Here is a 22,656-nt window from a genome sequence, read left to right as displayed (position 1 = left end):
TCTCCTATTTCCCGTAGACGCCGACGCGCCAGCGGACCGGCCGGTTGGGGGCCTGGCCGATCAGGTCCACCGTCCCGGTGACGGTGACCCGCTCGCCTTCGCGCAACCCGTGGAACTCGGTCATCGCCATGGGGAACGGCCTCGTCCTCCACACCCCGCAGACGACCTTCCCCGGCCGGCCGTCCACCCGGTAGGTGACGCGCAGCCGCCCGGCGAGGTCGCCGGTGCAGATCTGCTCCACGGCGAGGGTCTTCCCGCTCGTCACGGTGAGGGTGAAGCGGCGGTCGCCCGGCCACAGGCCGGTGGCCGAGCCGGCCAGGCGCCAGCGTCCCAGGCGGGCCGGCATCGCCTTGACCGGCTCCGGCTGCACGGCGCGTGCCGGGGGCGTCCACTCGTAGACAGCCAGCCGCCACTCGCGACGAGCATCTGGTCGTTGGGCCGCCCGCCCGGCGCGCCCGCGCACACCGCGGCCACCTCCAGCGGCTTGCCCGAGACCGGCACCTTGACGGCCGCCCGCAGGGTGCCGGTCCTGCCGATCCCGGCCTCCGCCAGCCGCCGGTAGACGGTGCCGTCGGGCGAGGTGAACGTCTCCGGCAGGTCGACCGGCACCTCCACCGGCTCGCGCACGGCTCCGGCCGTCGGGGCGGCCGTCGGGGCGACCGCCGTGGTGCCCTCCGTCGGCGCCGTTCCGGGGAGCAGCGCCGCCCACAGCGTGACGGCGGCGGCCACCGCCGTCACCGCCGTCACCGCCGTCGCCCCCGTCGCGGATCCTTGCGACGGGAGTGACGCGGCGGCGCGTCCGTCAGGTTGCCTCGGCCGGCATCACGGTGAACGGCACCAGCTCGCCGAGGCCGCGTACCGACAGCCGGTCCACGGCCCGCAGCCGGAACGCCCGGTCGCCCTCCAGCTCCCCGGCCAGCTCGGGGTCGGCGAGGATCGTTCCAGGCAGGGCGAGCGCGGTGAGCCTGCTGGCGAGGTTGACGGTGGTGCCGAAGACGTCGCCCATGCGCCAGATCACCGGCCCCGCGGCCAGGCCGACGCGCAGCTCGGGCAGGTCCCTGCCGCGGGCGTGGATCTGCGACAGGCGTACCGCGATCTCGGCGGCGACGCCCGCCTTGTCGGCCACGAACAGCACGGAGTCGCCGAGCGTCTTGACGACCCGCCCGCCCGAGGAGGTGACGACGTCGGCCGAGCGGCCCTCGAAGGTGTCGACCAGCCTGGCGAGCTCCGTCGCGGTGATCTGCCTGCTGAGCCGGGTGAAGGCGACGAGGTCGGCGAACCCGACCGACAGCCGCACGGAGCTCATGTCCTGGTCGGCGATGCGTCCCGCGGCGGCGGCGAGCTGGCGCTGCCAGGCGTACACGAGGAGCCGCGCCAGGTCGGGCACGACCAGCTCGGCCCGCCTGCGCCAGGCGCGCGGCCGCTCGGCCAGCGGCACCCCGGCCTGGTCGAGCGCCTCGGCGCCCAGCTCGGCCTGCGACTCGGCGAGCCGCGCCGTGGCCCGGCCCAGCGAGCGGGCCATGAGCAGGACGTGCTCCTCGTCGTACACGCCTGAGCTGACCATGCCGAGCAGGGTCTTGAGCGCCTCGACGTCGGAGTCGGTGAACTCGACGGCGTCGGAGGCGACGTTCGGGAAGCCGAGGGCGCGCCAGAACCTGCGGGCCCGGTACAGCGGAACGCCCGCCAGGTCCGCGACCTGGCGGCTGGTGTAGCGGCGCGGCTCGCGGAGGAACGCCTCCGCCAGCCCGTCCCCATCCACGCGCGCCACGTGGGCAAGATAACACTCTGTGCCAGGAAAGTGGGAAAAACGGACTTTCATTCCAGTAGCGCGAGCAGCGCCGGTCGTTCCCCCTCCGGCACGTACACCGCGTAGTAGTCGTACATGGTGCGGCGCGCCAGCCGGGCGGCCAGCGGGCCGTCGCCCGCGCGCACCGCGGCCAGCACCTCCTCGTGGTGCCCGATGCTCTCCAGCATCAGCGCCTTCCTGTCGGACGCCCCCGCGATCTTCTCGGAGACCAGGTCGAGCACGATCGACCGGACGACGTCGGTGCAGATCTGGATGAGCTTGTTGCCGCTCGCCCGCGCCACCGCGTCGTGGAAGGCCACGTCGGCGGCGCTGAACGACTCGTAGCTCTCCTCGACCGCCTCGCGCATGCGCGCGATCGCCGCGTCCATCTCGGCGAGCTGCTCCTCGGTGCGCAGGCGGGCGGCGAGGAGGTTCGCCGACGCGTCGAGCACCATCCTGAACTGCACCAGCTCGGCCAGCGACAGCTCGGACACGCGCGCCAGCGTGGACATCGACTTGTGCAGCGTCGCGGGCGAGAACGCCAGCACCTCCGCCCCGTTCGGGTCGCCGGGGCGTGAGCGCACCAGCCCCCGCGCCTGGAGCACCCGCAGCGCCTCGCGGACGGTGGACCTGCTCACCGAGAACTGCACCATCAGGTCGCGCTCGCTCGGAAGGCGCTGGCCCGGCGTCAGGACGCCGCGCTCGATCGCCTCCTCGACCTGCTCGACGACCCGCTCGTACGCCCGCACGGCCTGTACCGGCTCGAACCGCGGACCACCCATCTCAGCCCCCTTGACCAGAGCCGTCGCGGACTGGCAATGTGCAGAGCCTACTGGTCCGACCAGTGCACTAGCCAGGAGGCTGTAAGACATGAGGCGAATCGGAATCTGGATCGCCGTGGGCGGTCTCCTGCTCGGAACGGCCGCCTGCGGCGGCGGCAGCGGGAGCGGCACCGGCGGGTCCGGAGCCCCCAAGTCCGCGTCGCTGTCGGTCGGGTTCGTGGCCGAGCCCGCCAACCTCGACTTCACCTCCACCGAGGGCGCGGCGATCCCCCAGGCCCTGCTCGTCAACGTGTACGAGGGCCTGGTCAAGCTCAGCCAGGACGGCGAGATCCAGCCCCTCCTCGCGGAGAAGTGGGACGTCTCGGACGACCGCACCACCTACACCTTCACCCTGCGCAAGGGCGTCACCTTCTCCGACGGCGCCCCCTTCACCGCCGACGACGTCGTCTTCTCGCTCGGCCGGGTCAAGACCGACTGGAAGCTCAAGATCAAGAGCCAGTTCGACGTCGTCGACAAGGTCGAGAAGAAGGACGACTCCACCGTCGTCGTCACGCTGAAGCAGCCGAGCAACGGCTTCCTGTACGCCATGGCCACCAGGCTCGGCGCGATGTTCAGCCGCACCGGCGTCTCCGACCTGGCCAACAAGCCGGTCGGCACCGGCCCCTACGTGCTGGGCGCGTGGCGGCGCGGCGACTCCATCAGGCTCGAAGCCAACGCCAGGTACTGGGGGACCAAGCCGGCCGTCCCGTCGGTCACCCTGAAGTACTTCAAGGACGCCACGGCGATGAACAACGCGCTGCTGACCGGCGGCATCGACGTCATCTCCGCCGTCCAGGCGCCCGAGTCGCTGCAGCAGTTCTCCGACCCCAACCGCTTCCAGGTGATCGAGGGCACCACGAACGGCGAGGTGGTGCTGTCGATGAACAACGCCCGCCCGCCGTTCAGCGACAAGAAGGCCCGCCAGGCCGTCAGGTACGCCATCGACCACAAGGCGCTGCTCGACACCGCCTGGGCCGGGCGCGGCCAGCTCATCGGCTCGATGGTGCCGCCCACCGACCCCTGGTACGAGGACCGCACCGGCGACTACCCGTACGACCCGGCCAAGGCCAAGGAGCTGCTGGGCGGCAAGACGTACACGGTGAAGATGCGCATCCCCAACCTGCCGTACGCGGTGGCGAGCGCGCAGGTGGTCAAGTCGCAGCTCGCGCAGGTGGGCATCACGGCCGACATCGAGCCACTGGAGTTCCCCGCCCGCTGGCTGGACGTGGTGTTCAAGCAGGGCGACTACGACCTGTCCATCATCAACCACATCGAGCCCCGCGACATGGGGATTTTTGCCGATAAGTCGTACTACTTCCATTACGACAATCCCCAGTTCGGGAAGCTGCTGGCCTCCGCCGACAGCGGCACCGAGCAGCAGCAGACCGACGACCTCAAGCAGGCCGCCAAGCTGCTCTCCGACGACGCCGCCGCCGACTGGCTGTTCCTCTTCCCCAACCTGATCGTGGCGAAGAAGGGCGTCACCGGGCTGCCGAAGAACGCCATCGCGGAGTCCTTCGACTTCACCGGACTCGCCAAGCAGTGATCCTGTACCTGCTCAAGCGGCTGGCGGTGCTCGCCGCGAGCATCGCCGCCGCCGGGGTCGCCGTCTTCGCCTTCATGGCGCTGCTGCCCGGCGACCCCGCCGAGGTCGCCCTCGGCGTCAACGCCACCCCCGAGGCCGTCGCGGCGCTGCGCACCCAGTTCGGCACCGACCGCCCCGCCGCCGCGCAGTTCCTCGACTGGTTCGGCGGGCTCGCCGGCGGCGACTTCGGCGTCTCGTACGTCACGAGCTCGCCCGTCGGCCCGCAGATCGGCGACAGGCTCGGCGTGACCGCCGTGCTCGTGCTCGGCGGCATGGCGGTCGCCCTGCTCATCGCGGTGCCGCTGGGGACGTTCGCGGCCGTCCACCACCGCAACCCGCTCGGCGCCGCCATCAGCGCCGCCAGCCAGGCCGGCATCGCCGTCCCCGCGTTCCTCGCCGGCATCCTGCTCGTCTACGTCTTCGCGGTGAAGGCGCAGGCGCTGCCCTCCGGCGGCTACGTGCCCCTCGCCGACGACCCGGCCGAGTGGCTGCGCGGCCTGGTGCTGCCCTGGCTGTCGCTCGGCCTCGTCCAGGGCGCCGTCCTCACCCGGTACGTGCGCAGCGCCGTCCTCGACGTGATGCGCGAGGACTACCTGCGCACCGCCCGCGCCAAGGGCCGCGGCGCGCTCGGCGCCCTGTGGCGGCACGGCCTGCGCAACGCCTCCGTCCCCGTCGTCACCGTCCTCGGCCTGCAGCTCGCCACGCTGCTCGTCGGCGCGGTCGTCGTCGAACGGGTCTTCGTCATCCCCGGGCTCGGCGACCTGCTGCTCAACGGCGTCGCCGCCCGCGACCTGCTGCTCGTCCAGGGCGTCGTCATGGTGCTGGTGGCCGCCGTGCTCCTGATCAACTTCGTGGTGGACGTGACCTACCACCTGCTCGACCCGAGGCTGCGATGACAGGCCGGATGAACGCCTCCCTGCTGACCGGCGGCGCGCTCGTCGGGGTCGTCGTGCTGGCGGCCCTCGCGTCCTTCGTCTGGACGCCGCACGACCCCACCCTCGTCGACGCCGCGCGCAAGCTCCACGAGCCGGGCGGCGGCTACCTCCTGGGCGCCGACAAGTTCGGCCGCGACACCTTCAGCCAGCTCATGGTCGGCGCCCGCACCACCCTGTACGTCGGCGTGGTCGCCGTCGGCATCGCCGCGCTGCTCGGCACGCCGCTCGGCGTGATCGCCGGGATGACGCCGCGCGGCTGGCTGTCGGAGCTCATCATGCGGGTGAACGACCTGGTGTTCGCCTTCCCCGCGCTGCTGCTCGCCGTCATGCTCGGCGCCGTCTACGGGGCGGACACGCTCACCGCGATGATCGCCATCGGGGTGTCCACCGTCCCCGCCTTCGCCCGCGTCGCCAGGGCCGCCACCCTGCAGGTCATGGTGACCGACTACGTCCTCGCCGCCCGCGCCGCCGGCCGCGGCCCCGGCGCCATCGCGACCCGGCACGTCCTGCCGAACATCGGCTCCGTGCTCATCGTGCAGGCGTCGGTGTCGTTCGCCATCGCGATCCTCGCCGAGGCGGCGCTGTCGTTCCTCGGCTTCGGCACCAGGCCGCCCACCCCCTCCTGGGGCCGGATGCTCCAGGAGTCGCAGGAGCTGCTGTTCTCCACGCCGCGCCTGGCGCTGTGGCCCGGCCTCGCCATCGCGGTGGCCGTGCTCGGGTTCAACCTGCTCGGCGACGGCCTGCGCGACTTCCTCGACCCCAAGCTCAGGAGGATCCGTGCTGAGCGTTGACGGTCTCGACGTCCACGCCGGGCCCGTGCGGCTCGTCCGCGACGTGTCGTTCGGCATCGGGCCGGGCGAGCGCGTCGGGCTGATCGGCGAGTCCGGCTCCGGCAAGTCGCTCACCGCGCTGTCGCTCATGGGGCTGCTCCCCGAGGGCGTCACCGCCTCGGGACGCGCCACCCTGGACGGCGACGACCTCGTCGGCGTGCCGGAACGCCGGCTGAAGCGGCTGCGCGGCCGCGAGGTGTCCATGGTGTTCCAGGAGCCCATGACCGCGCTCAACCCGCTCATGCGCGTCGGCGCCCAGGTGGCCGAGGTGATGACGCTGCACGGCAGGCCGCGCGCCGAGGCCCGCGAGCGGGCCGTCCACCTGCTCGGGCGGGTGCGGCTGCCGCGTCCCGAGCAGATCGCCCGCGCCTACCCGCACCAGCTGTCCGGCGGGCAGCGCCAGCGCGTCATGCTCGCCATCGCCCTGGCGAACGAGCCCCGCCTGCTCATCTGCGACGAGCCCACCACCGCGCTCGACGTCACCGTGCAGAAGCAGATGCTGGAGCTGATCGCCGAGGTCGCGCCCGCGCTGCTGTTCATCACGCACGACCTGGCCGTGGTCGCGTCCGTGTGCGAGCGGGTCGTCGTCATGTACGGCGGGCGCGTCGTCGAGAGCGGCCCCATCCGCGAGGTCTTCACCAACCCGCGCCACCGCTACACCGAGGGGCTGCTGGCGGCCTCCCGGCTGACGCCGCGCGGTACCAGGCTGCCCACGATCAAGGGCAGCGTCCCCGCGGCCGGAGGGTTCCCCGACGGCTGCGTGTTCAGGAACCGCTGCCCCCACGCCACCGAGGCGTGCGAGCAGGAACCGGCGCTGACAGGAGACGGACATGCCTTCGCGTGCTGGCACCCCGCCGGCTGACTCCCCGCGCGACGAGCCGAGCGAGACCCCGCCGAGCGAGACCCCCGTGATCGAGGCCCCCGCGTTGATCGATGCCGCCGCGTTGATCGAGGTCGCCGGGCTCAACCGCGTCTACCGCCGCCCCCGCACGTCCCTGACCCGGCCGGGCGAGGCCGTCCACGCCCTGCGCGACGTGTCACTGACCGTGCGGCGCGGCGAGCGGTTCGGCATCGTCGGCGAGTCCGGGTCGGGCAAGTCCACGCTGCTGCGCCTGCTGTGCGGGCTCGACCGGCCCACCAGCGGCTCCGTCAGGTTCGACGGCCGGGAGATCACCGGCCTGCCCGAACGGGGCCTGCGCTTCCTGCGGGAGAACCTGCAGATCGTCTTCCAGGACCCGATGAGCTCGCTCGACCCCCGCATGCGCGTGCGCGACCTGGTCGCCGAGCCGCTCGTCGCGCTCGGCCTGCCCGTCGGCGGGCGCGTCGCCGAGCTGCTGGAGGAGGTGGGGCTGCCCGCCTCCGCCGCCGACCGCTACCCCCACCAGTTCTCCGGCGGGCAGCGCCAGCGCATCGCCATCGCCCGCGCGCTCGCCCCCAAGCCCAAGGTGCTCGTCGCCGACGAGCCGGTCAGCGCGCTGGACGTCTCCGTGCGCGGCCAGATACTCAACCTGCTCGCCGACCTGGTGGACGAGCTGGGGCTCACCCTGGTGTTCGTCTCGCACGACCTGGCCGTGGTACGGCACGTCTGCGAGACCGTCGCGGTCATGAGCGGCGGCGAGATCGTCGAGACCGGGCCGGTGGACGACGTGTGGGCGCGGCCCGCCCATCCGTACACGCGTGCCCTGCTGGAGGCCGTACCCACGTTGGAGGGATTGCTGTGATCGAGGTCGACGCCAGGGGAGTGGTGGAGTTCACGCAGGCGCTGGTGCGGATCCCCAGCACCAACGACCCGGCGAAGGGCCGCTCCGAGCTGCCCGCCGCCGAACTGGTGGCCGCCAGGATGCGTGAGTGGGGCTGGGAGCCCGTCGTGTACGAGGCCGCGCCCGGCCGGCCCAACGTGGTGGCCGTGGTCGAGGGCGGCGGCGGCGACGGCCCGACGCTGATGTTCGAGGGCCACACCGACGTGGTGACCGAGGGCGACCTGTCCACCTGGACGGTCGATCCGTTCGGCGGGGAGATCCGCGACGGCAGGCTGTGGGGCAGGGGCAGCGCCGACATGAAGTCCGGCCTGGCCGCCGCCCTGTACGCGACCCGCGCGCTCCAGCTCGCCGGACCGTTCCCCGGCCGGATCAAGGTGTGCGCGCTGGCCGACGAGGAGGGCCTGATGATCGGCGCCCACCACTTCGTCGAGCAGGGGCTCGCCGCCGACGTGGACGGCGCCGTCGTGGCCGAGCCCGAGGCGGGCGAGATCTGCGCCGTCGCCAAGGGCGCGCTGCGCCTGCGCGTCGACCTCACCGGCAAGATGGCCCACGGCGCCATGCCGCAGCACGGCCGCAACCCCATCCAGGCCGTCGGAACGCTCCTGGTCGCGCTGCGCGGCCTGCAGGAGGAGCTGCAGGGGCGCCACCCCGCCCACGAGCACCTGGGCGAGGTGTACGTCACCCCCACCGTCGTCACCGCGGGCACCGAGGAGCAGGTGAACGTCATCCCCGCCACCGCCTCCGTCTTCGTGGACGTCCGCACCGTCCCCGGCGTGGACCACAAGGAGGTGACGGACACGGTGACCGACACGGTGGCCGCGCTGGCCGCCGCCGACGGCATCACCGCCGAGGTGACCGTCCTCGTGGACCGGCCCCCCGTGGACGTGCCCCTGGACACCCCCGTCGTCGCCGCGCTGGCCGCCGCCCACCGCGACGTCACCGGCGAGGAGCCGGTGTACGGCGGCGTGCCCGGCTCCACCGACGGCACCGTGCTCACCCACTGGGGCGGCGTCCCGTCCGTCGTGTACGGCCCGGGCGGCAAGTGGATCGCCCACCAGGCGGACGAGTACGTCGAGGTGGACGAGATCGTCCGCTGCACCCGGGTCTTCGCCGAGACCGCCCGCCGCTTCCTGAACGGCGAGCTGTCGTGAAGGCCGGGGCCACCAACTCGCTCGTGGACGTCCCCGGGCTGCGGGTCGGCCACGCCCACCGGGTCGGAGGCGGGTACCGCACCGGCACCACGGTCGTGCTGGCGTCCGAGGAGGGCATGGTCGCCGGGGTGGACGTGCGCGGCGCCGCGCCCGGCACCCGCGAGACCGAGCTGCTCGACCCGCGCAACCTCGTCGAACGCGTCCACGCCGTGGTGCTGAGCGGCGGCAGCGCGTACGGGCTGAGCGCGGCGTGCGGCGTGATGGAGCGGCTGGCGGACGCCGGGGTCGGCTTCCCCGTGGAGGGCGGCGTGGTGCCGATCGTCCCGGCCGCCGTGATCTACGACCTGGGCCGGGGCGGCTCCTTCCGCGCCGTTCCCGACGCCGTCCTCGGGCGCGCCGCCTACGACGCCGCCTACGACGCCGCCTACGACGCCGCCTACGACGCCGCCCACGACGCTGGCGCGGGCGCAGGGGACGGGGCAGGCGACGCGGCAGGGACGGCGGCGCCGTGGGCGAACGGGTCCGTCGGCGCGGGCGCGGGAGCCGTCGCGGGCGGCCTGGCGGGCGGCGTGGGCACCGCGAGCGCCGTCCTGCCAGGCGGCGCCACCGTGGCCGCCCTGGCCGTCGTCAACGCGGCGGGCTCCGTGCTCGACCCGCACGGCGGCGCCCTGGCGGGGACCAGGTACGGCCTGCCCGGCGAGTTCGGCCACCTGCGGGCCCCCGACCCCGGCGAGGCCGCCGCCTGGAACCCCGACCGGGTCACCTCGTTCAACACCACGATCGGCGTCGTCGCCACCGACGTCGCCCTCACCAAGGCGCAGTGCGGCAAGCTGGCCGGCGTCGCCCACGACGGCCTGGCCCGCGCCATCCGCCCCGCCCACACCATGGTCGACGGCGACACCGTCTTCGGCCTGTCCACCTGCCACCGTCCCGCGCCCGGCCCCGACGCCTTCCAGGACGTCCTGGCCGCCGGGGCCGACGTGTTCAGCCGGGCCGTCGCGCACGCCGTGCTCGCCGCCACCGGCCGCGAGGGCGCGCCCGCGTACCTCGACGTGTTCCCGAGCGCTCTGGGGGGAAAGCGATGACGTTCGAGCCCGCGTGGCCGTCCGGCCTGCCGGTCGGCGGCGGCTGGGTCGAGACGGAGGAGACCGCCGAGGTGGTCTTCCCCTACGACGGCACGGTGGTGGCGCGTGCCCCGCTCGGCACGCCGGCGCTCGCCGCGCGGGCCGTCGAGGAGGCGCTGGCCGCGGCCCCCGCGATGGCGGCGCTGCCGTCCCACGCCCGCCGCGCCGCGCTCCTGTCGGCGCACGACGCGCTGGCCGCGCGGCGCGAGGAGGCCGAGCGGCTGCTCGTGCTGGAGACGGGCAAGCCGCTCGCCGACTGCCGGGTGGAGGTCGCGAGGACGCTCGTCACGCTGGCCACCGCCGCCGAGGAGGTGGCCAGGCTGCACGGCGAGACGGTCCCGCTCGACCTGCTGCCGGCGGGGGAGGGGCTGGTCGGGTTCTGGACGCGGCGGCCGATCGGCGTCGTCGTCGGCATCACCGGCTTCAACTACCCGCTGCTCCTGGCCGCCCACAAGGTCGCGCCGGCGATCGCCGCCGGCTGCCCGGTGATCGTCAAGCCGGCGCCGGCGACCCCGCTGGCCACGCTCTGGCTCGTCCACCTGCTGCGCGAGGCCGGCGCGCTGCCGCCCGCCGCGGTGCAGCTCGTCACCGGCGACGTCGAGGTCGGCAGGACGCTCGTCGAGGACCGCCGCATCGGCGCCGTCTCCTTCACCGGCTCCGCAGCGGCAGGGCACGCCATCGCCCGCAACGCCGCCCCCACGAAGGTGCTGCTCGAACTCGGCTCGAACGCGGCGCTCGTCGTCGCCGCGGACGCCGACCTCGACGCCGCCGCCGACGCCGTCGTCCGCGGCGGCTACTACGCCTCCGGCCAGGCGTGCATCTCGGTGCAGCGGGTGCTCGTCGAGGAGCCGGTCAGGGACGCGTTCCTGGCTCTGCTGGCCGAGCGCGTCAAGGACGTCGAGGTGGGCGACCCGCGCCTGCCGCAGACCCGGGTCGCCCCGCTCATCGACCCGGCCGCCACCGGCCGGGTGCTCGACTGGATCGCCGCGTCCGGCGCGGACGTGGTGACGGGCGGCGTCCGCCAGGGCCGCTCGATCGCGCCGACCGTCCTCGCCGACGTGCCCGACGGCGCCGCCGCCTGGGACGAGGAGATCTTCGGCCCCGTCGTGTGCGTCCGCACCGTGCCGGACCTCGACGCCGCCTTCGCCGCCGTCAACCGCTCGCGGTACGGCCTGCACGCCGCCGTGTTCACCCGGTCGCTCGCCACCGCGTTCGCCGCGATCGAGCGCATCGAGGCCGGAGGGGTCGTGGTCAACGAGGTGCCGGGCTTCCGGGCCGACAACATGCCGTACGGCGGCGTGAAGGACTCCGGCGTCGGCCGTGAGGGCCCGAGGTTCGCCATCGAGGAGCTGACCGTCACCAGGATGGCCATCATCCGGCCATCCTGACCTGATGTCTTTACCAGCGGGCGTTCGTCGCGTTTGATGGCGGCCATGGCGGAGATCACGCGCAGGGCGGTGTTCAGGGCGGGCGCGGCGAGCGCCCTCCTCGGGACGGGGACGACGACGGCGGGAGCGACTGCGGCTGCGGGAACGGCGGCGGGAGCGGCGGCGGACGACCTGGAGCAGCGGGCGCTGCGCCTCGACCCGCCGGTGTTCCTGCTGGAGAGCGCCGTGCCGCCGCAGCTCACCGCGAGCCCCGGCTCGACCCTGTCGATCAGCGGGGACGTGGCCGTCTGCGGCGCCCGCTCGCTGCGCTGGGACCACGCGCCCCGCGGCGTCATCACCGTGCGGGCCCCGCTGCGCTGGTCGCCCGACCCGTACCGGCTCGGCGGCGACCAGGCGTGGCAGGGGCTCGTGGACGCCTTCTGCGTGTGGGTGCACACCGCCGAGCCCGTGGACGACGTGCTCAGGTTCGAGTTCGGCAGGGGCGCCCGCACCGACGTGTGGTTCGAGTTCAGGCTCGGATACACGGGCTGGCGCACCGCCTGGGTGCGGTACGCCTACGACATGCGCGGCACGCCGCACCCCGGGATGGACACCCTGCGCATCGTCGCGCCCGCCCGCGCCGGGACCCTGCACCTCGACCAGCTCATGCCGAACGTGCCGCTGCGCCCCGACGCGCCCTGCCGCGACCACCAGCTGCCCGGCATCGCCCCCGAGGGCGACGAGTACGACCACCAGCACTGGCAGGCCCTGCACCTCTTCGACAGGCTGCTCGCCGCGGAACGGCCCGACCCGGCGCCGCCGACCGCGTACGAGCTGGACTCCCTGCGCGCCCTGCGCACCCGCTACGTGGACGAGTACCTGGCCGCCCCCGTCAAGGCCGACGTGCCCGGCCTGACCAGGCAGGTGGACGCCGTGGCCGGGCGGCCCGTCCACGCCTACCAGTCGCAGATCTACCCGGCCGAGATCGCCGCCGAGCTGAAGGCGTTCGTCAACCCGGTCACGCTGCGCGCCTGCACCGACCTGATGAAGGCCATCGCGCAGGCCCACCACGCCAACCCCGCCGACCGGCCCGCGCTGGCCGCGCTCTACCTGCGCATGACCGCCGTCCTGCGCGAACAGGGCTGGACCCGGGGAAGCTGCCAGGGCACCATCCACCACCTCGGCTACGACGTCCGCGGCCTGTACGACTCCGTCTACCTGATGCGCGACGCGCTGCGCGAGGCCGGCGAGCTGCACCGGGTGCGCGCCGACCTGGACTGGCTCACCGGGCTCGGCCGGATGTTCCGCGGCTGGGACTTCCGCATGGCGCACGGCAGCGTCATGGACCTCTTCAACACGACCGTCCGCGGCATGCTCGCCGCCGTGCTGCTGCGCGACGGCGACGACCTCCAGGTGGCCTACCTGCGGCGGCTGCGCGACTGGATCGGCGAGGCGCTGCTGCCCACCGACGGCATCCAGGACGGCGTCAAGGTCGACGGCACCGCCTTCCACCACGTCGGCTTCTTCCCCGACTACGTCCGCGACGGGCTGGCCGGGCTCGCGCCCGTCGTCTACGTCCTGAGCGGCGGCGCGTTCGCCCTGCCCGGGGAGGCGTACGGGTGGCTGAAGAAGACGCTGCTCGCCCAGCGGGTCTACGCCAACAGGACGCACTGGCCCGTCTCCGCCAGCGGCAGGAACCCGAGCGGGCAGACCGGCCTGTCCGTCGTGCCGTTCGAGTGGCTCGCCCCGATCGACGATGAGATCGCCGCCGCGTTCCTGCGGCTGCTGCCCGCCTCGCCGACGCCGGGCCAGAAGGAACTGGCCGCCCGGCTCGCCGCCCGCGGCGTCACCGCCGAGCCGTCGCCCACCGGGTCGTGGGCGTACAACTACGCGGCGCTCGCCGTGCACCGGCGCGGCGACTGGCAGGTCACCGTACGCGGCCACAACCGGTACCTGTGGAGCACCGAGATCTACGTCGGCGCCAACTGGTACGGCCGCTACAACACCTACGGCCAGATCCAGGTCCTGCACCGCGGCGACCCCGTCACCAACCTCGCCAGCGGCTACGCCCAGCCGGGCTGGGACTGGAACCGCAGGCCCGGCACCACCGTCATCCACAAGCCGCTCGACGAGCTGCGCGGCGACCTGACCGGCGCCATCGAGGAGATGCTGCTCACCGACTCCCGATTCGCCGGCGCGCACACCATCGACGACCGGCACGGCATGTTCGCCATGGACCTGCACGGCCACCCCAAGTACGACGGCTCCCACCGGGCCCGCAAGTCCGTCTTCCTGTTCGACGACCGGATCGTCGCCCTGGGCACCGCCATCGCCAACGACGACGCCGCCCGCGAGACGGAGACCACGCTGTTCCAGACCAGGCTGGCCGCCAGGGACGCCCCGACCGTCGTGGACGGCACGGCCGTCACCGCGTTCCCGTACGAGTCGGACGGCTCGCCCCGGTGGCTGCTCGACGACAAGGGCATCGGCTACTACGTCGCGCCGGGCGGGCGGGTCGCGCTCACCCGCTCCACCCAGCTGTCGCGGCACAACGCCACCGAGGAGCCCACCAGCGGGGACTTCGCCACCGCCTGGATCAGGCACGGCGCCGCGCCGCGCGGGGGAGCGTACGAGTACGCCATGGTCGTGGACACCACCGCCGAGCGGATGGCCGCCTTCGCCGCCGCCATGTCCGACCCCGAGCGGGCGCCGTACCGGGTGCTGCGCGCCGACGCCGCCGCGCACGTCGTGCACGACCGGGCCACCGGCATCACCGGGTACGCGCTGTTCGAGCGGGTCCGCCTCGACGGGCCCGGCGTGGTGGAGGTGGACACGCCGTCCATGCTGCTCCTGCGCGAGGAGGGGGACGACGGGCTGGTGCTCGCCGTGTGCGACCCGGACCTGCGCCTGTACGGCGGCATCGACCCCGACCAGTACGAGAGGGGCCGCTACGTCGGCCACTACAGCCCGTGGTCACGCCCGTGGCTGGCCGCCCCCAGCCGTCCGCACCGGCTGCGGGTGACGCTGGAGGGCCGCTGGCACGCGGACCCGGGGCAGCCCTGCCGGGCCAGGATCACGGGGACCCGCACCCTGGTGGAGGTGGAGACCGTCCACGGCCGCCCCGTGCAGTGCGTACTGCACCGCTGACCCGCGCTGCCCGCCGAGGGCGGAGGCGGAGGATCTCGCGGGCCGCTGGCAGGCGCCGCACCGCTCCCGTCGCGGCGCTGTCGTTCCCCCGGCCTGGTCAGTTCTCCGGCGGCCACCAGTTGAACACCGCGTCCGCCTGGCGCAGGGCGGCGGTCGGCCCGGCCAGGCCCGCGAGGGAGACCACCGCGTCGCGCGCGGTGACGGCCAGCGGGTTCGACCACCGGGTCATCCGGTTGATGGACGCGGACCGCTGGACGATCGGCGTGGTCCTGGGCAGCCGGTCGCGGGTGTAGGCGGCCAGGGCGTCCTCGACGGGTCCGCCCTCGCCGACCCGGTGCGCCAGCACCACCGCGTCCTCGATCGCCTGGCAGGCTCCCTGCCCCAGGTTCGGCGTCATCGAGTGGGCGGCGTCGCCGAGCAGCGCGACCCGGCCCCGGTGGAACGCGGGCAGGGGCGTGTCCATGTAGAAGACGTCGCTGCGCACCACCCGCGCCGGGTCGGCGCGGTCCACCAGGGCGGGGATCGGGTCGTGCCAGCCCCTGAACCGCCGGAGCAGCTCGGCCTTCTCCTCCTCGGGTGTCGCGTGGCCCTGCCCGGCGGGAACGGTCGCGGTGGCGTAGCAGTACACCTCGTCACGGGCCAGCGGCATGACGCCGAAGACCTGGCCGCGCCCCCATGACTCCGCGCCGGTGAGCGCCTGCCCGGAGATCCCGCGTGAGGAGGCGACGAACCGCCAGGACGTCACGCCGGAGTACACGGGCTCCGGGTGGCCGGGGAAGAGGGCGCGGCGGGTGGAGGAGCGGATGCCGTCGGCGGCGACGACGAGGTCCGCCCGCAGTTCGCCCGCGTCGGTGGTCACCCGGCCGGAGGCGGCGTCCACGCCCTGGACGGCCGTGTCGAGGCGCAGGGCGCCGGGCGGGAGCAGGTCCGCGAGCAGTTCCACGACCGTCGAGCGCAGCAGCAGCACGATCGGGTCGCCGTAGCGGTCCTGCGCGGCCTTGACGCTGGTCCTGGACAGCCACCCGCCGGACGCGCGGCGCACGCCCGCCACGCCCTGCAGCGCCGCGAGTTCGCGCACCCGGTCCCCGACGCCGATCGTGTCCAGGGCGCGGAGCGCGTTGGGCGCGATCGCCAGGCCGGAGCCGACGGGCTCGATCGAGGGCGCCCGCTCGCAGACCGTCACGCTCCACCCGCGCCGGGCGAGTGCCGCCGCGGCGGTGAGTCCGCCGATGCCCGCGCCGATGACCACTGCTTCCGCCATGATGCCCTCCGTCTGACTACATCTGTAGTCATCAGCGTACTACAGCTGTAGAGCGGGTCACTACCCCTGTAGTATCCGCGGCATGTCGAAGCAGCGGGTGACGGTCATCGCGGACGCGGCCATCGCGACCCTGGCGGAGCGGGGGATGCGCGGCCTCACCCACCGGGCCGTGGACGAGGCGGCCCGGCTGCCCCCGGGATCGACGTCCAACCGCGCCCGCACCCGCGCCGCGCTGCTCGGACTCGCCCTGGCCCGCCTCACCGAGCTGGAGCGGGCCGTCTTCACCGAGCTCCTGGGGAAAGCGGGCGCCGCGCCGCCCGTACCGGCCGACGATCTGGTGGAGACCCTGGCCCGGGTGACGCACCGCGCGCTCAGCCGCGACCGGCACGTCACGATCGCCCGCTTCGAGCTGGCCCTGGAGGCCACCCGCAGGCCGGAACTGCGCGAGATCTACGACCTGGCCAGTCGCGGCTTTCGCGAACCCGCCGTCACCCTGCTCGCCGCCGCCGGCTCTCCCGACCCCGTACGGCACGCCCGCCAGGCCGTCGCGTTCATCGAGGGCATCCGCTTCGACGCGGTCGTGGGCGCCGGGGCCGCGCCGTCGGTGGACGATCTGCGGGCGGCCTTCACCGAGTTCCTCCGGGGGATCGCCCCTCAGGAGGCCGCCGGCGCGAGACGGGGCGGACCTGACGGTCCACCCGCGGCGGGCGGGGAGGTCTGAACGGACGCCAGGGCTGCTCCCGCAGGCGGGTGGCCGCGCCGCGGGCCGACGGCGGGAGGGCCGACGCCGGGAGGCGGGTGGGGGCACGCCGCCCGGGGCGGCGTGCCGGTCGCGCCTACCGGTCGTCCAGCTCGGCGCGGACCAGGTGGAGGTGGTGGCGGACCACCGGCGCGGCGTCGCGCGCCAGGTCCTTCACCCACCGGGAGTGGCCGGCGCGCACCTCGCGGCGGCCGAGCCACAGCGCCTGCTCGTGCGCCTCGGCCTGCAGCCGCAGCCAGGCGCGGTCGAACCGGCGGCCCGGCCTGTCGAGCACGTCGCCGAGGTTGCGGCGGCGGTGAGGCGGCCGGGAGCCGGGCGTGAGCTTGGCTTCGGCCCGGCTTCGGCTTGGTTCTGGTACGGCTTCGGTCCGGCTTCGGCGCGGCTTCAGTTGGGCGGGTCGAAGCGGCCGTCCACGGCCGTCCAGCCTCCGTCCACGTACAGCACGGAACCGGTGACGAAGCTCGCGGCGTCGCCGGCCAGGTACACCACCGCCCCGGCCAGCTCCTCCGCCCGCGCCCACCGGCCGAGCGCGCTCTTGCTCGCGTACGCGTCGTACCAGGCCGGGTTCTCCTTGATCTGCCGCGTCAGCGGCGTCTCGACGACGCCGGGGGCGATCGCGTTGACGCGCACCCCGTGCGGGCCGAACTCGGCCGCCGCCGTACGCAGCAGCTGCACCAGCCCTGCCTTCGTCGCCGAGTAGACGCCCTGCCCCGGCTCGGTCACGGACGCGCGGATGGACGCGAAGCCGATGATCGAGCCGCGCCCGCGCTCCACCATGCCCGCCCCGAACGCCCGCACCACGTCGAACGACGCCCGCAGGTTCAGCCCCACCACCCGGTCGAACTCCTCGCCGCTGTAGTCGAGCAGCCGCTTGCGCACGTTCGTCGCCGCGGTGAACACCAGCACGTCGGCGGGCTCCTCCTCGGCGGCGGCGCGCACCGCCTCGGCGTCCAGCACGTCGAGCGGCCTGGCCCGCCCGCCGAACCCCGCGGCGGTCTCCTCGGCCGCCGCGAGGTCGCGGTCGGCGCACACCACCTCGGCGCCGTGGGCGGCCAGCGCGCGGGCCGCCTCCCTGCCGATGCCGCTCCCGGCTCCGATCACCACGGCCCGGCGCCCGTCCAGGCGAAACAGCGCGTCATATCCCGTCATGGAACGAACCCTAGCGACTGGTCAGACCAGTACACCAGGTTGGGGACGCTCCCAGTCCGCGCGCCGCAGCTCGTACTCCACCTCGCCGTGCTCCGAGCCGTCGATCGGATCCGGCCAGTCCTCCCAGAACGTCCGGACGTGACGCAGCCCGCACTTCTCCATGACCCGCCTGGAACGCGTGTTCACCGCCATCGTCCGGGCGAAGACCCTCCGCGCGTCCAGGTCGCGGAACGCCTTGTCGATCAGCGCCCGTGATCCCTCGGTGGCGTACCCGCTGCCCCAGGCGGACCGGCGCAGCCGGTAGCCGAGCTCCGGCTCGTCGGCCGGTCCGCCCCGCGCGGGACGCAGATGGAACCAGCCGAGGAACTCCCCGCCCCGCTTCTCGATCGCAGCGAAGAACCCCGAGGCGGCGAAAGCGGGCAGCGTCTCGGTGACGATCACCTCACGCGAGGTCGGCCTGCCGCCGTTGAGGTAGCGCATGACCTCGGGGTCGTTGTGCAGGGCGTACAGGTCGTCGGCGTCGGACTCGGCGATGCGGCGCAGCACCAGCCGCTCGGTCCGCAAGTAGATCTCGTGCACCGCGCCACCGTAACCACGGAGCCCCGCCCCGCTCCAACCGTTTGCCCGCCGGCCAGGACCGGGCACCGCGACCGCGGCGAGATGCGATTTGACTGCAGGTGAGGAAATGTGGTCAAGTCGTGACGAGAGTGTCCCGAGAGGGAGGCGCGCAGGGAGGGCCGCGACGAGCGGCGGTTCCTTCGCGGCCGTCCCGCGTGGGGGACACGGGCCGGTCAGGCGCGGTCCGGCCCGTGTCCCTCGCGCGGGACCAGTCCCTCCCGGGCCGCCCCCGAGGCCCTCAGGGGAGGGGGCGGCCGAGGCGGAGGCGCAGGCGACCGCCGCCGCGCAGGGTCTCGCGCACCGTCCACACCTTCTCGTCCACCACCGTGCCGGCGGTCGTCATGTAGCCGCCCACCCGCAGCACCGGCCGCCCCGACTCGTCCCCCAGCAACCGCGCCCTGGACTCCGAGTCGTCGGAGAACAGCACGACGAAGTCGTCGACCCCGTCGGGCGCGTCCAGGACCAGGCCGGGATACAGATGGGAGTGGGGGACGCTGATCACGTGGTCGTTCATCCCGCCGCTCCTACCCGGCACCCGCGGGTCAAGCAGAGGTCGGATCTCTGGGGCGCTGAAACGGGGGCCGGTATGGCGTGCCCAGCCGGGCGTGCGATGAAATGTCCCCGTTACCCCAGACATGGCTGGAGACCACGTGCCCCTGTTCGACCTGCCGATTGAGCAGCTCCGCAGCTACCTCCCCGACCGCGACGAGCCCGCCGACTTCGACGACTTCTGGCAGCGCACCCTGACCGAGGCCGCCGCGTTCGACCTGGCGCCCGAGTTCAAGCCGTACGATCTCCCGTTCACGACCGTGGACGTCTTCGACGTGTCGTTCGCCGGATGGGGCGGACACCGGATCAACGGCTGGTTCCTCGCGCCGCGCGGCGTCGAGGAGCCGGTGCCGTGCGTGGTGCACTACATCGGCTACAGCGGCGGGCGCGGGTTCCCCAAGGACCACCTGGTCTGGCCCGCCTCCGGGTACGCGGTGCTCGTGATGGAGACGCGCGGCCACGGCGGCGCGAACGTCGGCTCGCCCGGCTCCACCCCCGACCCGCACGGCAGCGCCAGCCCGCAGGCCCCCGGCATGATGACCCGCGGCGTCCTCGACCCGGACGACTACTACTACCGCCGGGTCTTCACCGACGCCGTACGCGCCGTGGACGTCGCCGCCGGCCACCCGGCGGTCGACGCCGCCAGGATCGTGGTCGAGGGCGGCAGCCAGGGCGGCGGCATCGCCCAGGCCGTCGCGGCGCTGCGCCCGGACGTCAAGGCGGCCCTCATCGACGTGCCGTTCCTGACGCACTTCCGGCGGGCCGTCGAGATCACCGCGGCCGACCCGTACCAGGAGCTGGTCCGCTTCCTCGCCACCCAGCGCGACCGGGCCGACGACGTGTTCCGCACGCTGTCCTACTTCGACGGACTCAACTTCGCCGCGAGGGGCCGGGTGCCCGCCCTGTACTCGGTGGCGCTGATGGACGACGTCTGCCCGCCGTCGACGGTGTTCGCCGCCTACAACCACTGGCAGGGCCCGAAGGAGATCACCGTCTGGCCGTGGAACCGGCACGAGGGCGGCGGCGGCTTCCAGACCGAGGAGCAGCTGCGCTACCTGCACAAGCTCCTCGCCGGGGCCTGACGCCGCGCCGGGACCTCCCGCCGGCTCCGCCGCGCCCCCGGCGCGGAGACCCGCCGGGCATGGAGACGCCGCCCGGCACCCGGCCGGGCGGCGTTGCCACGACGTCCCAAAAGACGTCCCACGACGTCCCAAAAAGACGTCCCACGACGTCCCGAGAAGACGTCCCACGACGTCCCGAGAAGACGTCCCACGACGTCCCAGGAGGTTCCGCGACGTCTCGCGGAGGTCCTGGGACGTCTCGCGCACGTCCTGGGACGTCCCGCGGACACCCCGCGACGTCCCGTGGACGTCCTCGAAGACGTCCACGCGGACGTCACGCGGATGTCGTGCCGAGGTCAGAGGCCCTGGTCGGTGACCAGGAAGGAGACGCCGCCCTGGTCGTCGGACCCGGCGTCGAGTGACTTGTCGTCGAGGACGCTGGCCGCGACCGGGTCCAGGTAGACCCGGGCGCCCTCGTTCTCGACCACCTCGTCCGTCGGCTCCGGGGCGGTGGCGAGCGACAGGGTGAGCGCGTTCGCGGTGTCGCCCTCGGACGAGATGCGGATGCCACTACGCTCCGGCTCCGGCGCGGACGCGGTCAGATCGCGGATGGCCTGGGCTGCGTTCGCTGTCAGGGTGAGCACGATGGCTCCTCCTCACGGTCGACCTTCAGGAGTTGCCTGCCATTCCCCCAGGTGTCCGGCTCAACCCTGTTCGCTGCTTTCTTTGCCGCCGTTGGGTCCTGAACAATGCGCCCATGGACGAATCCCCGAACGACCACACCCAGGCGCGGGACGAGATGGTGGCCGCCCTGACGGCCCGGCGGCCCCTGGGGGACCGGGTGGCGGCGGCGATGCGGGCGGTGCCGAGGCACCTCTTCCTGCCGGAGATCGAGCCGCAGGCCGCCTACCTCGACCAGCCCGTCGTGATCAAGCGTGACGCCGGGGGACGGCCGATCAGTTCGTCCTCGCAGCCCGCGATCATGGCGGTGATGCTCGACCAGCTCGACGTGCGGCCGGGACACCGGGTGCTGGAGATCGAGGCGGGCACCGGTTACAACGCGGCGCTGCTCGCCCACCTGGCCGGTCCGGGCGGGCACGTGGTGACCGTCGACCTCGACGCCGACCTCGCCGAGCGGGCCGGGCGGCGGCTGGCGGAGGCGGGGCACGGGGACGTCGAGGTGGTGTGCGCCGACGGCGTGGAGGGGCACGCGGCAGGGGCGCCGTACGACCGGATCATCGTGACCGCCGGCGCCTGGGACCTCGCGCCCGCGTGGGCCGCCCAGCTCGGGCCGGGCGGGCGGCTGGTCGTGCCGCTCGACCTGCGGGGCGTGCAGGCGTCGGTGGCGCTGGAGCGCGCGGACGGGCGGTGGGTGAGCACGTCCGTCGAGCCGTGCGGGTTCATGCGAATGCGGGGGCCGTCCGGGGGGCCGGAGCCGACGCGGGTGCTCCGGCAGGAGCAGGAGCTCATGCTGACGCTCCCCGAACCGCGTGAGGTCGGGGACGCGCTGGGAGCGCTCGACGGCGTCGCGTCGGAGGCGGACATCGGGCTGGCCGGACCGCTGTCACCCGCCCTGCTGGGCACGGACGTCACGTTCTGGCTGGCGCTGCACGAGCCGCGCTGGTGCATGCTGAGCGGGCGCGAGCGCCTGGCCCGCCTGGTGGGGCACCAGGGCCGGAGCGGCTACGGCGGCACCGTGGGCGTCGCGGACGCCGGAGCCGTCGCCATCCTCGCCCTCGCCCCCGAACCGGCCGCAGAAGCATCCACCGGGGAAGGAGCCGCTGGGGAAGGATCCGCCAGGAAGGCGGAGGGGGCCTCCGGGACCGGGGCGGGCGGAGCGCCGTCGGGGGCGTCCGCGCCGGGGCTGGTGTCGTCGGTCGCTCGCGGGTTCGGTCCCGGTGGGGCGCGGCTCGCCGCCGACCTGGCCGCCCACGTACGGGCCTGGGACGCCGCCGGCCGCCCGGCGGCCTCGGCCCTCCGCGTCGAGGCCCGCCCGATCGGGGAGGGCGGCGACGCGGATCCGGAGGGAGCTCCGCACGGCGCGTCCGGCGGTGCCGGGAGGGACGGCGGGTGGGTCGTCCTGGAGAAGCGTCACACGAGGCTGCTGCTGCGCTTCACCTGACCGAAGGGGCCACGCCCGGCCGGCCGTGCCGCGTCGGCCCCGCCGTGCCGGCCGGGGCCGGGTGTGCCGGCCCTTCAGGAGGCACGTCAGCCGGGGACGATCCAGCGGCCGTCGCGCATGACGTCCCGGCCCTCCAGCTCGTTGGCCTCTCTCCAGGCCTGGATGAGCACCGGCCGCACCCGGAAGTAGTGGTACGGCGCCTTCGACGCCCTCGGGTCGAACCCGCACGCCGCCGCGAACGCGTCGCCGGTCGCCTGGTCGATCTCGGTGCCGGGCACGGCCTCCACGGTGCCCTCGACGACCACGACGTCCCGGGTGAGGCCGACGCAGACGCGGGTCCTGCCGGTCTTGAGCAGGTTGCGGGCGGTGGGGCTGGCGGTCGCCGTCGAGAGCAGCAGTGTCTCGCCGTCCCAGAGGAACGACAGCGGCACCAGGTACGGAGACTCGTCGCCCGCCGTGGCCACCCAGGCGTCGACGTCGTGGCGGAGCCGCTGCAGGGTGTCCTGCTTGCGCTGTTCTGCGGATCGGGGCGGGGGTGTCACGGGGACTTCTCCTCGACGTTCTCGGCGTGCCGGTCAACTCTATGACCCCCGGCGCGGCACGATGGTGACAAGGGACTCGCCGCGCCTG

General features: G+C 74.0%; 23 protein-coding genes. 12 read left to right on the top strand and 11 right to left on the bottom strand.

What is annotated here, in order from left to right:
- Positions 1-4: 4 nt before the first annotated feature.
- Genes BMX74_RS44130 through BMX74_RS17705 form a run of 4 tightly spaced genes read right to left on the bottom strand, consistent with a single transcriptional unit; the run spans position 5 to position 2,568 of the window.
- Positions 5-265 (bottom strand): hypothetical protein, encoded by a 261-nt coding sequence (locus BMX74_RS44130; protein ID WP_177227389.1) that lies wholly within the window; start codon positions 263-265, stop codon positions 5-7.
- Positions 262-747, bottom strand: coding sequence for a hypothetical protein (locus tag BMX74_RS44125; protein ID WP_177227387.1), 486 nt, complete (start codon positions 745-747; stop codon positions 262-264). Before BMX74_RS44125 ends, BMX74_RS44130 begins: the two co-directional genes overlap by 4 nt.
- Before the next feature lie 55 nt (positions 748-802).
- Positions 803-1,768, bottom strand: a complete 966-nt coding sequence (locus BMX74_RS17710; RefSeq protein WP_055502635.1) for an adenylate/guanylate cyclase domain-containing protein — start codon at positions 1,766-1,768, stop codon at positions 803-805.
- A 47-nt stretch (positions 1,769-1,815) separates the two neighbouring features.
- Entirely contained in the window at positions 1,816-2,568 is a 753-nt protein-coding gene (locus BMX74_RS17705) for a FadR/GntR family transcriptional regulator (RefSeq protein ID WP_055502634.1), read from the bottom strand.
- An 88-nt stretch (positions 2,569-2,656) separates the two neighbouring features.
- Between BMX74_RS17705 and BMX74_RS17700 the strand changes: the two genes are divergently transcribed.
- Genes BMX74_RS17700 through BMX74_RS17660 form a run of 9 tightly spaced genes read left to right on the top strand, consistent with a single transcriptional unit; the run spans position 2,657 to position 14,506 of the window.
- Complete coding sequence (locus tag BMX74_RS17700) at positions 2,657-4,153, top strand: ABC transporter substrate-binding protein (protein WP_091101522.1); 1,497 nt, start codon at positions 2,657-2,659, stop codon at positions 4,151-4,153.
- Entirely contained in the window at positions 4,150-5,088 is a 939-nt protein-coding gene (locus BMX74_RS17695; protein ID WP_055502632.1) for an ABC transporter permease, read from the top strand. The genes BMX74_RS17700 and BMX74_RS17695 overlap by 4 nt, the downstream gene beginning before the upstream one ends.
- A gap of 8 nt (positions 5,089-5,096) precedes the next feature.
- The gene (locus tag BMX74_RS17690) at positions 5,097-5,918 is read left to right on the top strand and encodes an ABC transporter permease (RefSeq protein ID WP_236714655.1); all 822 of its coding nucleotides are present in this window, start codon (positions 5,097-5,099) and stop codon (positions 5,916-5,918) included.
- Entirely contained in the window at positions 5,905-6,819 is a 915-nt protein-coding gene (locus BMX74_RS17685; protein WP_055502630.1) for an ABC transporter ATP-binding protein, read from the top strand. The genes BMX74_RS17690 and BMX74_RS17685 overlap by 14 nt, the downstream gene beginning before the upstream one ends.
- On the top strand, positions 6,788-7,678 hold the full coding sequence (locus tag BMX74_RS17680) for an ATP-binding cassette domain-containing protein (protein ID WP_082534797.1): 891 nt from the start codon (positions 6,788-6,790) through the stop codon (positions 7,676-7,678). Before BMX74_RS17685 ends, BMX74_RS17680 begins: the two co-directional genes overlap by 32 nt.
- Positions 7,675-8,868, top strand: a complete 1,194-nt coding sequence (locus BMX74_RS17675) for a M20 family metallopeptidase (RefSeq protein WP_256257005.1) — start codon at positions 7,675-7,677, stop codon at positions 8,866-8,868. Before BMX74_RS17680 ends, BMX74_RS17675 begins: the two co-directional genes overlap by 4 nt.
- On the top strand, positions 8,865-9,953 hold the full coding sequence (locus tag BMX74_RS17670; protein ID WP_256257004.1) for a P1 family peptidase: 1,089 nt from the start codon (positions 8,865-8,867) through the stop codon (positions 9,951-9,953). Before BMX74_RS17675 ends, BMX74_RS17670 begins: the two co-directional genes overlap by 4 nt.
- Positions 9,950-11,380, top strand: a complete 1,431-nt coding sequence (locus BMX74_RS17665) for an aldehyde dehydrogenase family protein (RefSeq protein ID WP_055502628.1) — start codon at positions 9,950-9,952, stop codon at positions 11,378-11,380. Before BMX74_RS17670 ends, BMX74_RS17665 begins: the two co-directional genes overlap by 4 nt.
- A gap of 45 nt (positions 11,381-11,425) precedes the next feature.
- Positions 11,426-14,506 carry a chondroitinase family polysaccharide lyase gene (locus BMX74_RS17660; protein ID WP_091101519.1) on the top strand — a complete coding sequence of 1,027 codons (3,081 nt, stop codon included), beginning with the start codon at positions 11,426-11,428 and terminating at the stop codon, positions 14,504-14,506.
- 97 nt (positions 14,507-14,603) lie between these two features.
- On the opposite strand, the gene BMX74_RS17655 is transcribed toward BMX74_RS17660, so the two are convergent.
- Positions 14,604-15,767 carry an FAD-dependent oxidoreductase gene (locus tag BMX74_RS17655; protein ID WP_091101516.1) on the bottom strand — a complete coding sequence of 388 codons (1,164 nt, stop codon included), beginning with the start codon at positions 15,765-15,767 and terminating at the stop codon, positions 14,604-14,606.
- Between the two features lie 82 nt (positions 15,768-15,849).
- Between BMX74_RS17655 and BMX74_RS17650 the strand changes: the two genes are divergently transcribed.
- Positions 15,850-16,488 carry a TetR/AcrR family transcriptional regulator gene (locus tag BMX74_RS17650; protein ID WP_091101514.1) on the top strand — a complete coding sequence of 213 codons (639 nt, stop codon included), beginning with the start codon at positions 15,850-15,852 and terminating at the stop codon, positions 16,486-16,488.
- A gap of 115 nt (positions 16,489-16,603) precedes the next feature.
- On the opposite strand, the gene BMX74_RS46305 is transcribed toward BMX74_RS17650, so the two are convergent.
- From BMX74_RS46305 to BMX74_RS17630, 4 genes are all read right to left on the bottom strand, one after another.
- Positions 16,604-16,915, bottom strand: coding sequence for a DUF4142 domain-containing protein (locus BMX74_RS46305; RefSeq protein WP_305728667.1), 312 nt, complete (start codon positions 16,913-16,915; stop codon positions 16,604-16,606).
- Positions 16,912-17,676: an SDR family NAD(P)-dependent oxidoreductase gene (locus BMX74_RS17640; RefSeq protein WP_055502623.1), complete on the bottom strand. Its 765-nt coding sequence runs from the start codon at positions 17,674-17,676 to the stop codon at positions 16,912-16,914. The genes BMX74_RS46305 and BMX74_RS17640 overlap by 4 nt, the downstream gene beginning before the upstream one ends.
- Before the next feature lie 21 nt (positions 17,677-17,697).
- The gene (locus BMX74_RS17635) at positions 17,698-18,255 is read right to left on the bottom strand and encodes a GNAT family N-acetyltransferase (RefSeq protein WP_091101509.1); all 558 of its coding nucleotides are present in this window, start codon (positions 18,253-18,255) and stop codon (positions 17,698-17,700) included.
- Positions 18,256-18,532: 277 nt separating this feature from the next.
- Positions 18,533-18,808, bottom strand: coding sequence for a hypothetical protein (locus BMX74_RS17630; RefSeq protein ID WP_055502622.1), 276 nt, complete (start codon positions 18,806-18,808; stop codon positions 18,533-18,535).
- 136 nt (positions 18,809-18,944) lie between these two features.
- Between BMX74_RS17630 and BMX74_RS17625 the strand changes: the two genes are divergently transcribed.
- Positions 18,945-19,925 carry an acetylxylan esterase gene (locus tag BMX74_RS17625; protein WP_091101507.1) on the top strand — a complete coding sequence of 327 codons (981 nt, stop codon included), beginning with the start codon at positions 18,945-18,947 and terminating at the stop codon, positions 19,923-19,925.
- Positions 19,926-20,260: 335 nt separating this feature from the next.
- Here BMX74_RS17625 and BMX74_RS17620 read toward each other — a convergent pair whose 3' ends face one another.
- A complete protein-coding gene (locus BMX74_RS17620; RefSeq protein WP_055502620.1) occupies positions 20,261-20,548 on the bottom strand; it encodes a Fe-S cluster assembly protein HesB in 288 nt (95 codons plus the stop codon).
- Between the two features lie 113 nt (positions 20,549-20,661).
- On the opposite strand from BMX74_RS17620, the gene BMX74_RS17615 reads away from it, so the two are divergent.
- Positions 20,662-22,026, top strand: a complete 1,365-nt coding sequence (locus BMX74_RS17615; protein ID WP_091101505.1) for a methyltransferase domain-containing protein — start codon at positions 20,662-20,664, stop codon at positions 22,024-22,026.
- Positions 22,027-22,112: 86 nt separating this feature from the next.
- On the opposite strand, the gene BMX74_RS17610 is transcribed toward BMX74_RS17615, so the two are convergent.
- A complete protein-coding gene (locus BMX74_RS17610) occupies positions 22,113-22,568 on the bottom strand; it encodes a pyridoxamine 5'-phosphate oxidase family protein (protein ID WP_091101502.1) in 456 nt (151 codons plus the stop codon).
- Positions 22,569-22,656 lie beyond the last annotated feature (88 nt).

The sequence above is a fragment of the Nonomuraea pusilla genome (assembly GCF_900109355.1).
GTDB classification, from domain to species: domain Bacteria; phylum Actinomycetota; class Actinomycetes; order Streptosporangiales; family Streptosporangiaceae; genus Nonomuraea; species Nonomuraea pusilla.
This window is presented reverse-complemented; position numbering and strand designations above follow the sequence as displayed.